The 10670-nt window shown below is 74.5% G+C and carries 9 protein-coding genes; 6 read left to right on the top strand and 3 right to left on the bottom strand.

Features of this window, described 5'->3' with window-relative positions; translation table 11 throughout:
• Positions 1–11 precede the first annotated feature (11 nt).
• From ACZ7LB_RS22255 to ACZ7LB_RS22230, 6 genes are all read left to right on the top strand, one after another.
• The gene (locus ACZ7LB_RS22255) at positions 12–1646 is read left to right on the top strand and encodes an NAD(P)/FAD-dependent oxidoreductase (RefSeq protein ID WP_471470548.1); all 1635 of its coding nucleotides are present in this window, start codon (positions 12–14) and stop codon (positions 1644–1646) included.
• An 88-nt stretch (positions 1647–1734) separates the two neighbouring features.
• Positions 1735–3399 (top strand): NAD(P)/FAD-dependent oxidoreductase, encoded by a 1665-nt coding sequence (locus ACZ7LB_RS22250; RefSeq protein WP_471470546.1) that lies wholly within the window; start codon positions 1735–1737, stop codon positions 3397–3399.
• Positions 3389–3946: a flavin reductase family protein gene (locus ACZ7LB_RS22245; protein ID WP_471470545.1), complete on the top strand. Its 558-nt coding sequence runs from the start codon at positions 3389–3391 to the stop codon at positions 3944–3946. The genes ACZ7LB_RS22250 and ACZ7LB_RS22245 overlap by 11 nt, the downstream gene beginning before the upstream one ends.
• Entirely contained in the window at positions 3943–5700 is a 1758-nt protein-coding gene (locus tag ACZ7LB_RS22240) for a fatty acyl-AMP ligase (RefSeq protein WP_471470543.1), read from the top strand. The genes ACZ7LB_RS22245 and ACZ7LB_RS22240 overlap by 4 nt, the downstream gene beginning before the upstream one ends.
• Before the next feature lie 193 nt (positions 5701–5893).
• Positions 5894–7444: an acyl-CoA carboxylase subunit beta gene (locus ACZ7LB_RS22235; RefSeq protein ID WP_265293425.1), complete on the top strand. Its 1551-nt coding sequence runs from the start codon at positions 5894–5896 to the stop codon at positions 7442–7444.
• Positions 7441–7668 carry an acyl-CoA carboxylase epsilon subunit gene (locus ACZ7LB_RS22230; protein WP_471470541.1) on the top strand — a complete coding sequence of 76 codons (228 nt, stop codon included), beginning with the start codon at positions 7441–7443 and terminating at the stop codon, positions 7666–7668. Before ACZ7LB_RS22235 ends, ACZ7LB_RS22230 begins: the two co-directional genes overlap by 4 nt.
• A 46-nt stretch (positions 7669–7714) precedes the next feature.
• On the opposite strand, the gene ACZ7LB_RS22225 is transcribed toward ACZ7LB_RS22230, so the two are convergent.
• From ACZ7LB_RS22225 to ACZ7LB_RS22215, 3 genes are read right to left on the bottom strand one after another with little or no spacing between them, the layout of a single operon-like run.
• The gene (locus ACZ7LB_RS22225) at positions 7715–8599 is read right to left on the bottom strand and encodes an ABC transporter ATP-binding protein (protein WP_471470539.1); all 885 of its coding nucleotides are present in this window, start codon (positions 8597–8599) and stop codon (positions 7715–7717) included.
• On the bottom strand, positions 8596–9486 hold the full coding sequence (locus tag ACZ7LB_RS22220; RefSeq protein ID WP_471470537.1) for an ABC transporter ATP-binding protein: 891 nt from the start codon (positions 9484–9486) through the stop codon (positions 8596–8598). The genes ACZ7LB_RS22225 and ACZ7LB_RS22220 overlap by 4 nt, the downstream gene beginning before the upstream one ends.
• Positions 9483–10535, bottom strand: coding sequence for an ABC transporter permease (locus ACZ7LB_RS22215; protein ID WP_471470536.1), 1053 nt, complete (start codon positions 10533–10535; stop codon positions 9483–9485). Before ACZ7LB_RS22215 ends, ACZ7LB_RS22220 begins: the two co-directional genes overlap by 4 nt.
• Between the last annotated feature and the right edge of the window lie 135 nt (positions 10536–10670).

The following is a 10670-nucleotide window of genomic DNA, read 5'->3' as shown; positions in this document are numbered from 1 at the left end:
AGAGGCATCAGATGACCGAACGCCACGACGTCGCCATCCTGGGAGCCGGCATCGCCGGCTCGATCCTGGCGTCGGTGCTCGCGCGCAACGGTGCCAAGGTGCTGCTGCTGGACGCCGGCAGCCACCCCCGCTTCGCCATCGGCGAATCCACCATCCCCTACACCTCCGTCCTGCTGAAGGTGGTGGCCGCCCGCTACGGCGTGCCCGAGATCGGCCACCTGTCCAGCTTCGCCTCCGTGCGCAAGCACGTCACCGGCGCCTGCGGCATCAAACGCAACTTCGGCTTCGTCTACCAGCGCGAGGGCCGAGCCCAGCGGCCCCACGAGGTCAACCAGTTCGTCATCCCCCGGATGCTGCACACCGAGAACCACTTCTTCCGGCAGGACATCGACGCCTACATGACGTACACCGCCGCCCGCTACGGCGCGGAGGTCCGCCAGAACACCCGCATCGAGGAGATCGACATCGACGGCTCCGGGGTCACCCTGAGCGCCGCCGGCGGCACCCGGTTCCTCGCCCGCTACGTCGTGGACGCCAGCGGCCACCGCTCCCCGGTCGCCGAACGCTTCGGCCTGCGCGAGACCCCCACCCGCTTCCGCCACCACTCCCGGTCCCTGTTCACCCACATGGTCAACGTCACCCCCTACGACCGGGTGATGCGCAACCCCCGCGCCTACGGCAACCCCAGCCCCTGGCACGAGGGCACCCTCCACCACGTCTTCGACGGCGGCTGGCTCTGGGTCATCCCCTTCGACAACACCAAGAACGGCACCAACCCCCTCGTCAGCGTCGGCCTCACCCTCGACCCCCGCCGCCACCCCCGCCCCGACGGCCCGCCCCAGCAGGAGTTCGACGACTTCCTGCGCCGCTTCCCCGACATCGCCCCCCAGTTCCGCGACGCCCGCCCCGTGCGCGAATGGGTCTCCACCGGCCGCCTGCAGTACTCCGCGACCGGCACCGTCGGCGACCGCTACTGCGTCACCGCACACGCCGCCGGCTTCATCGACGCCCTTTACTCCCGCGGCATGACCAACACCCTGGAAGTCGTCAACGTCCTCGCCCACCGCCTGCTCGACGCCGTCCGCGACGACGACTTCTCCCGCGACCGCTTCGCCCCCGTCGAACAGCTCGAACAGCGCCTGCTGGACTCCAACGACGACCTGGTCAACAGCTCCTTCACCGCCTTCCGCGACTACGACCTCTGGAACGCGGTCTTCCGGGTCTGGGCCGTCTCCACCGTCCTGGGCACCTTCGGCCTCCAGACCGCCTACGACCGCCTGCGCCGCTTCGGCGACACACAGCCGCTGCGCGACCTGGAGAACGCCAAGTACCTCGGCTCCCCCTTCCCCACCCACGAACCCACCAACGAACTGCTGCGCGCCTCCACCGCCATCAGCGACCGGGTCGAGAACGGCACCCTGGACCCCCGCGAGGCGTCCACCCGCATCTTCGACCTCCTCGGCCGGGCCGACTTCCTCCCCCCGCCCCTGCGACTGGACCGCCCCGACAACCACTTCTTCCACGCCACACCGCCGCGCATGGCCCGCACCGCGGCCTGGGCCAGGACCAAGGCCCCCGCGCACATCGCCGGCACGATCACCGGCGCCATGAGCTCCTTCGCCCGCGAACACGTGCCCGGCCGCTGACCCGCGCCCACCCGCGCGGCCCCGGCCCGCACCCGCAGGCACCCGACCGGCACCCGAACGTGCCCGATCCGAACAGGTGATGGCGAACATGACCAGCCAGCCCGACCACCACGGCGCCCGCCCCGCCGACGACGCGGACGTGACCATCCTCGGCACCACGCCCACCGCCACCCTGCTGGCCCTCGCCCTCGCCCGCGGCGGCCTGACCGTGCAGCTCCTGGGCGAGGACCAGCTGCCCCGCGTCACCGGCGGCGAGGCGACCCTGCCGTGCACCTCGTTCCTCTACGAACTGATCGCCACCCGCTACCGGCTGCCCGAGGCCGCCCTCCTCGCCGACGCCGGCCGGGTCCGCACCGAGGTCTCCCACCACTCCGGCGTCCACCGCACCTGGGGCTTCGCCCACCACGAACCCGGCAGGGAACACCGGGCCGCCCACAGCCTCCAGTTCAACGTGCCCTCCGAACACGGCGAGAGCCACTTCCACCGGCCCGACCTGGACGCCTGGCTCCTCGCCGGCGCCGCACGGCGCGGCGTGCGCACACAGCAGCGCACCCGGGTCGACAAGGCCGTCGCCGACGACCACGGCGTCCGGCTCACCCTCGACTCCGGCCGGGAACTGCGCACCCGCATGGTCATCGACACCCAGGGCCCCGACTCCGCCGTCGCCCGCGCCCTCGGCGCCGAACGCACCACCCTCCGCGCCACCCGCGTCCACGGCTTCCACGCCGTCGGCGTACGGCCCTACGAACTGATCGCCCCGCCCCGCCCCGGCTCCCACCCCTGGTCCCAGGGCGTCCTCACCCACCTCTTCGACGGCGGCTGGCTCCAGATCGGCCACTTCCGCAACGGCGACGGCACCCCGCCGCCCACCGCCCCCGCCGTCGTCACCCTCTCCCTCGACGCGAGCCGCCACCCCGCCCCGCCCGGGCAGAGCACCGAGGACCTCTGGCAGGAGGTCCTGCGCCACGCCGGACCCCACCCCTCCCTCGCCGCCCAGCTCGCCCGAGCCCGCCCGATGGCCTCCTGGAACGACCCGGCACCCCACTGGCGCGCCACCCGCACCGCCGGTGAGCGCATGCTCCTCCTCGACCGGGCCGCTCTCGGCGGCGACCCCCTGCTCGGCCGCGACCTCTACGCCTCCGCCCAGCTCGTCCTGGTCGCCGCCGGGGACATCCTGGCCGCCGCCCGCGACGACGACTTCTCCCCGGGCCGCTTCCGCTACCTGGAACGCCTCCAGCACGGCATGGCAGACCGCCACGACGCCCTCGTCGGCGCGGCCCTCGCGGCCGGCGGCTCCTTCGAACTCTGGAGCGCCCTGGCCCGCGTATGGCTGCTGGGCACGATGTTCGACGCGCTCTCCCTCAAACGCAGCGCCAAGGAACTGGCCCGCGGCGCCTTTGAGGAGGCCCTCGCCGGACTGCGCGCCGACCCGTCCCGCGGCGTCTGCCACCGCACCGTCCCCGAGTACGACGACCTGCTCGACTCCACCCTCGACCTGTGCCGCCGGGTCGCCGCCGGCGACACCGCCCCCTGCGAGGCCGCCGACCGCATCATGCGGCGCCTGCGCCACGACCGGATCGTCCCCCCGATCTACGGCTTCGGCGACCCGGACGACCTGGAGTACGTACTGAGCCTGCGCGGCCGGCTGCGCACCCTGCGCTGGATACGCGGCGAGGCCCAGCCCTCGGTGCAGCGCCTGGTCCGCTCCTACGGACTGCGCGGCGGCGGCAGGGACCTCGGCGATGACGACTGACCCCCGCCTGCTCACCCCCGCCCCGCCCGCCGCGGACCGGACCGCCCCCGGCCCGGACGCCATGCGCCGGGTGTGCGGTCACTTCACGACCGGCGTCACCGTCGTCACCGCCGACACCGGCGACGGCTGGACGGGTGCGACGGTGAACTCCTTCACCTCCGTCTCCCTCGACCCGCCCCTCGTCCTGTTCTGCCTGCGCCACGACTCCCGCCTGCTCCACGCGGTCCGCACCCGCGGCCGCTTCGCGGTCAGCATCCTCGCCGCCGCGCAGAGCGCCACCGCCCTGCGCTTCGCGGCCCGCGGACAGCCCTCCTTCGACGGCCTGGACTGCCTCACCACGACCACCGGCGCCCCCGTCCTGCGCGACGGCGTCGCCTACCTGGAGTGCGCCCTCGCCGACGAACACCCCGGCGGCGACCACCGCATCGTCGTCGGCGCCGTGACCGCCCTGGGCCTGCTCGGCCCCGGCACCGCGGCCGGCCACGACGACCCCCTCACCTTCTACCGCGGGCGGCTCGCCCGGCTCGACAAGGAGTGCGAACGATGACCGCCGAGCTCACCGAGCACGTGACCGACGGGGCGCACACCCTCACCGGCGCCCTCGCCCTGCGCGGCCTCACCCACCCCCACGACACCGCCTACGTCTTCCTGCGCGACGGCGAACACCCCGAACCGCCCCTGACCTACGGGGACCTGGCCGACGCCACCGCCGACCGCGCGGCGGCCCTCACCGCCGCGGGACTGGCCGGACACCCCGCGCTGCTCCTGTACCCCACCGGCCCGGAGTTCGTCCGCGCCCTCCTCGGCTGCATGCGCGCGGGCGTGGTGGCCGCCCCCCTGCAAGTGCCCACCCGGACCCGCTCCCTGGAGCGGGTCCGGCGCGTCGCCCGCGACGCCGGCACCCGCACCGTGCTCACCACCGCCGCCGTCCGCACCGACCTGCTGGAACGGTTCGGCGACGGCCCCGGACTCGACGGCCTGGACCTGATCGCCACCGACACCCTGCCCGCACGGCCCGCCGGCACGGCGCTCCCGCCCCCGCCCGGACCGGACGCCCCGGCCCTGCTCCAGTACACCTCCGGCTCCACCGGCGACCCCAAGGGCGTCGTCGTCTCCCACGCCAACTTCCTGCACAACGCGGCGGAGACCCGCGAGTCCTGGCCGTGCGGCCCCGGCAGCGCCGTCGTCTCCTGGCTGCCCCTCTTCCACGACATGGGCATGCTCTTCGGCGTGATCCTGCCCCTGCTCTGCGGGACCCCCGCCTACCTGATGGCACCCGAGGCGTTCATCCGCCGCCCGGCCCGCTGGCTGGAGGCGATCTCCCGCTTCCGCGGCACCCACGCCGCCGCCCCCAGCTTCGCCTACGAACTGTGCGCCGGGGCCGCCGCGGCCGGCGCGGTGCCCCCGGGACTGGACCTGTCCTGCTGGCAGGTGGCGGCCAACGGCGCCGAACCCGTGCGCTGGCACGCCATCGAGGCGTTCACCACCGCCTTCGCCCCCCACGGCTTCGACGCCCGCGCCATGTGCCCCGGCTTCGGCCTGGCCGAGAACACCCTGAAGGCCACCGGCGACCAGGGCGGCAAGACCCCCACCGTCCTCTGGCTCGACGACGACGCCCGCCGCGCCGGCCGCGTCGTGACCCGCCCCGCCGCCGCCCCCGGCACCAGCCCCCTCGTCGGCTGCGGCCGCACGGTCGGCGGCACCCGCGTACTGATCGTGGACCCGGGCACCCTCGTACCGGCCGGCGAGGACACCATCGGCGAGATCTGGGTGAGCGGCCCCTGCGTCGCCGGCGGCTACCACGGCCGGCCCGCGCTGAGCGAACAGGTCTTCCGCGCCCGCCCCGCCCCGGGCCACGAGGACGGCCGCACCTACCTGCGCACCGGCGACCTCGGCTTCCTCCACCACGGCGAACTCTTCGTCAACGGCCGCCTCAAGGACGTCATCGTGCGCACCGGCCGCAACTACTACCCCCAGGACATCGAACTGTCCGCCGAGACCAGCGCCCCCGGCCTGCACCCCAACTGCGCCGCCGCCTTCTGCGTCGACGACGGCACCGCCGAACGCCTGGTCGTGGTCGTCGAGGTGGACGGCCGCACGGCCCGCGCCACCGCCCCCGCCCGGCTGCGCCGCCTGGTGCGCGACGCCGTCTGGGACAACCACCGCCTGGAGACCGACGACGTCCTGCTGGTACGGCGCGGCAGCCTGCCCAAGACCACCAGTGGCAAGGTCCAGCGCCGGGCCGCCCGCGGCCTGTACGAGGCCGGCACCCTCGCGGCCGCCGGCCTCGGCACCCCCTGACCGGCCCCCCTTCCTCCCGCGGCGCCCCCACCACCGCCCCCGCCGCTCCAGCACCGCCCCGCCCCCGCACCCGCCGTCCGCGTACCCAGGGAGGTACCAGCCCGTGTCGGACACCCCCGCACCGCCCCCGGCGCCCGCCCCGGACCCGCCCGGGGCCCCGGCCCCCCGCACCCGCCCCGGCACCGCGGCCCGACTGGCCGAACTGGAGGCCCGCCGCGAGGAACTGCGCGCCGCCGCCGAGGACGCGCCCGGCGTGCGCAGACAGCACGAGCGGGGCAAGCTGACCGCCCGCGAGCGCATCGAGGCCCTGGTCGACCCCGGCAGCTTCGTCGAGCTGGACGCCATGGCCCGCCACCGCAGCCACGACTTCGGCATGGAACGCCACCGCCCCCTCGGCGACGGCGTCGTCACCGGCCACGCCACCGTCGACGGCCGCCGGGTGTGCCTGTTCGCCCAGGACTTCACCGTCTTCGGCGGCGCGCTCGGCGAGGTCTACGGCGAGAAGATCAACAAGGTCATGGACCTGGCCCTGCGCATCGGCTGCCCCGTCATCGGCATCAACGACTCCGGCGGCGCCCGCATCCAGGAGGGCGTGGTCGCCCTCGCCCACTACGCCGAGATGGTCAGGCGCCAGGTCCAGGGCTCCGGGGTGATCCCGCAGATCTCCCTGATGACCGGGCCCTGCGCGGGCGGCGCCGTCTACGCCCCGGCCATCACCGACTTCGTGGTGATGGTCGACGGCATCTCGCACATGTTCGTCACCGGCCCGGAGGTGCTGCACGCCGTCACCGGCCAGCGCATCGGCCGCGAGGAACTGGGGGGCGCCGCCGTGCACAGCACCGTCTCCGGCAACGCCCACTACCTCGCCCGCGACGAGAAGGACGCCTTCGAGTACGTCCGGCTGCTCCTCGGCCACCTGCCGAGCAACAACATGTCCGAGGCACCCGTCGACGCGTACGCCCCCGCCGTGGACCCCGACACCTTCTCCCCGGCCGACCTCGCCCTGGACACCCTCGTCCCCGACGAGCCCAGCCGCCCCTACGACATGCACCAGGTGCTGCGGGCCGTCCTCGACGACGGCGAACTGCTGGAGGTGCAGCCGCTGTTCGCCCGCAACATGATCTGCGGCTTCGGCCGGGTCGAGGGCCGCAGCGTCGGCGTGGTCGCCAACCAGCCGCAGATGATGGCCGGCGCCCTCGACATCGACGCCAGCGAGAAGGCCGCCCGCTTCATCCGCACCTGCGACGCCTTCCACGTCCCCGTCCTGTCCTTCGTCGACGTCCCCGGGTTCCTGCCCGGCCTGGACCAGGAACGCGGCGGCATCATCCGCCGCGGCGCGAAACTGATCTACGCCTACGCCGAGGCCACCGTCCCCACCGTCACCGTGGTCACCCGCAAGGCCTACGGCGGCGGTTACGGCGTGATGGGCTCCAAGCACCTGGGCGTCGACGTCAACCTCGCCTGGCCCACCGCCGAGATCGCCGTCATGGGCGGCCAGAGCGCGGTCACCGTGCTCCACCGCAGGGAGGTCGAGCGGGCCGACGACCCCGAGGAGACCGCGCACCGGCTGCGCGCCGCGTACGAGGAGGCCCTGTGCAACCCCTACCGGGCCGCCGAACGGGGCTACGTGGACGCGGTGATCATGCCGCGGGAGACCCGCCGCGAGGTGGCGTCGGCGCTGCGCGCCCTGGCCGACAAGCGGGTCACCCGGCTGCCCCGCAAGCACGGGAACATCCCGCTGTGAGCGGCTCGCACGTGCGGGTGGTGCGCGGCACCCCGGACCCCGAGGAACTGGCCGCGCTGATGGTCCTCTGGGCGCGGCTGGCCGAGGAGGGCGCCCGCGCGGCGGCGGCCGCCCGGGACGGCGGGCCGGCGGAGGGCGCCCGCCCGCCGTCCCGGGCCTTCGTGATGACCGGGGTGCCCGTCCCGGGCGCGGGCGCCTGGCGGCGCAGCGGCTGGACGTCCTGACCCGGCCGGGCCGGGGGAGCGGACCCCCGGCCCGGCCGGCCCGGCGTCAGGTGGCCGCGGCCGCCCGGTCGATGACGGTCATGGTCTCCTCCAGGGTGGCGGGGACCTCGTGGACGTCGGCGGTCACGCCCGCCGCGCTCAGCGTGGCGCGGACGGTCCCGGGCGGGGTGTCGGCCAGCCGGATCCGCCGTCCGGCGAGCGTCACCGGCAGCGAGGCCCGGTCCAGCGCCTCGAAGGCGGTGGACCACTGCCCGGTGTCGACCTCGCAGGCGGTGGTGGCGCCGATGATGTCCTTCTCCGTGCCCTCGGCCACCGCCCTGCCGTGCGACATCAGCACCAGCCGGTCGCACTGCTGGGCCTCCTGCATGTAGTGGGTGGTGACCAGCACACCGGCGCCGCGGTCGGCCTCGGCGTGCACGGCGTCCCACAGCCGGGCCCGCGAGAGCGGGTCCACGCCCGAGGTCGGCTCGTCCAGCACCAGCAGCTCGGGCCGGTGCGCGAGCGCGATGGTGAAGGCGAGCTGGCGCTGGAGCCCCAGGCCGATCGCGCCGACCGGCCGGTCGCGGACGGCTTCCAGGGCGGGCGGCAGCTCCGGGTCGTCGGCGCCGAAGGCGGCGTTGGCGAAGCGCAGGTTCTGCGTGACGCTCAGCGACTCCCACAGGCCCAGGCCCTGCGGGACGTAGCCCAGCCGGCGGCGGGTGGCGCGGTCCGGGGCCTGCCCGAACAGGGCGACGGACCCGCTGGTGGGGATCGTCAGGCCCAGCACCAGCCGGATCAGGGTGGTCTTGCCCGCGCCGTTCGCGCCGAGCAGGCCGACGATCTCGCCCGCCCCCACGCGCATGCTCACGTCGTCCACGGCGGCGAAGGAGCCGTAGCGCTTGCCCGCGGAGACCGCCGAGGCCAGGGGCCGCGCGGCCGGGGAGGCGCTCACGAGGCGTCTCCGGCCCGCTGCGCGGCCAGGGTGTAGGCGATCACGCTGTCCTCCATGTCTGCGGGGATGGGGCTCTCCCCGTCGCGGGGCGGTCCCGGGTGCCAGGACCGGGTGTCGTAGCCGCGGCGCCAGGACAGCTCCGCGGGGCCGGCCGGGGCGCGGCCGGTGGTCAGCGTGCCCGGTGTCCGCTCCAGGATCGTGGCGGGGGCGCCCGAGGCCAGGGTGGTGCCGTGGTCCAGGACCAGGCAGGTGGTGGCGCGTTCGGCCTCGTCGAGATAGGTGGTGGCCATCACGACGGCCGTGGACTCGGCCGCGGCCCGGGAGATCAGCCGCCAGAGGTCCACCCGGCTGACCGGGTCGACGCCGGTGCTGGGCTCGTCGAGCACCAGCAGGTCCGGGCGGTGCAGGATGGCCAGGCAGAACGCGAGCTTCTGCCGCATGCCCCCGGACAGGTCCTGCGCGAGCCGGCCCACGGCGTCGGTCAGACCGGCCGCCGCCAGGAGTTCGGCCTTCCGCCCGGCCAGCTCCCGCCCGCCCAGCTTGTGGGCGGCGGCGACGAAGTCGAGGTTCTCCTCGACCGACATGTCGCGCCAGACCCCGGAGGCGCCGGTGGGCATGAACCCGCAGCGCGGGGGCGGCGGACCGCTCACCCTGCCGCCGCTCACCCGCACCCGGCCCACCAGCGTGCGCAGCAGTGTCGTCTTGCCCGCGCCGTCACCGCCGACCACGGCGGTCACCTCGCCGCGCGGGGTGGCCAGCGTGACGTCGTCCAGCGCGGTGGTGCGCTCCAGCACGACGGTGGCGCCGAAGATCCCCCAGTCCTCGGAGGAGCCCGCCCTCCCGGCGGACGGCCCGTCGGACCCGGGCGTGGGAACGGTACGGCTCATCGTCCCTCTCCCGCCGCGGCCGGGGCGGCCTTCATCCGCTGGGGCGCGCTGGGCGCCAGGTCGCGGCGGAAGCGCAGCACCGCGGCGGAGAACACCAGCACCGCCATCAGCGCCAGCACCCCGAGCGGCAGGGCGAGCGAGGAGACCGGGGCGTCCCGCAGCATGACCCCGTTGGAGATCATGTTGAAGTACGTCAGCGGCAGGATGTAGCCGATCCAGCGCACGCCCGCGGCCATCGCGGTCAGCGGGAAGATCATGCCGGAGAGCAGGATCTGCGGCATCACCGTCATCAGCGCCATCTGCATGGCCTGGCCCTGGTTCTGGGAGAGCGTCGAGATGAGGACGCCCAGGCCCAGCACCACGAAGAGGAACAGCGCGGCCCCCAGCGCGAAGACCGCCACGTTGCCCGTGAAGGGCACCCCGAACAGCAGGCAGCCGATGACGGTGACCAGCACCATGTCCACCGCGGCCAGCACGAAGTAGGGCGCGATCTTCCCGGCGATCACGTCCGAGGGCCGGAAGGGCATCACCGCGAGCTGCTCCAGCGTGCCGGCCTGCCGTTCGCGCACCAGGCCGATCGCGGTCACGATCGTGCCGATGAAGGCCATGATCATGCCGACCAGGGCGGGCACCATCACCCACGAGGTCTTCAGCCGCGGGTTGAACAGGACCTCGGGCGTGAACGCCCCGTTGCTCGCCGCCACCGCGGCCGACGCCGACTGCGCGGAGAAGAGCTGCGAGCCGTCGATCAGCGCCTGCGGCTTCCCGTCCCCGTCGGAGGTGACGATCACCACCGCGGCCTTCTCCGACCGCAGCGCTTGCTCGGCGTCCGCGCGCCCCTCACCCGGCCGCACCGACGTGACGTCGAACGGCCCCCTGAGCTGCTGGGCCACCTGCTCGGCCCGCGGGCCCACCACCCGTGTCTCCAACTCGTCCACATGGAAGTTCGCCGCGTAGCCGAAGATCACCAGGAGCAGGAGCGGTAGGGCGATGATCATCGCCATCGTCCGCCTGTCCCGTCGCAGCTCGAGGAATTCCTTGAGGATCATCGCCCACATGGCGTCACCCAACTGTTCGTACGGCGGGCCGTGTCTGCCCCGGTCCCGCCTCCCGGAAAGAGGGCCGGCCCACGCCAGGGGTGCCGTCGTGAGGGGCGGGCCGGACTGGCACACCGTAGGGGGTGC

This window comes from Streptomyces sp. NPDC107521 (assembly GCF_055598485.1).
This window is presented reverse-complemented; position numbering and strand designations above follow the sequence as displayed.

Excerpts from the sequence above, each read along its gene's own strand:
- ACZ7LB_RS22215 (WP_471470536.1), bottom strand. The coding sequence starts at position 10,535 with ATGATCCTCAAGGAATTCCTCGAGCTGCGACGGGACAGGCGGACGATG.
- ACZ7LB_RS22220 (WP_471470537.1), bottom strand. The coding sequence starts at position 9,486 with ATGAGCCGTACCGTTCCCACGCCCGGGTCCGACGGGCCGTCCGCCGGG.
- ACZ7LB_RS22255 (WP_471470548.1), top strand. The coding sequence starts at position 12 with ATGACCGAACGCCACGACGTCGCCATCCTGGGAGCCGGCATCGCCGGC.
- ACZ7LB_RS22245 (WP_471470545.1), top strand. The coding sequence starts at position 3,389 with ATGACGACTGACCCCCGCCTGCTCACCCCCGCCCCGCCCGCCGCGGAC.
- ACZ7LB_RS22240 (WP_471470543.1), top strand. The coding sequence starts at position 3,943 with ATGACCGCCGAGCTCACCGAGCACGTGACCGACGGGGCGCACACCCTC.
- ACZ7LB_RS22250 (WP_471470546.1), top strand. The coding sequence starts at position 1,735 with ATGACCAGCCAGCCCGACCACCACGGCGCCCGCCCCGCCGACGACGCG.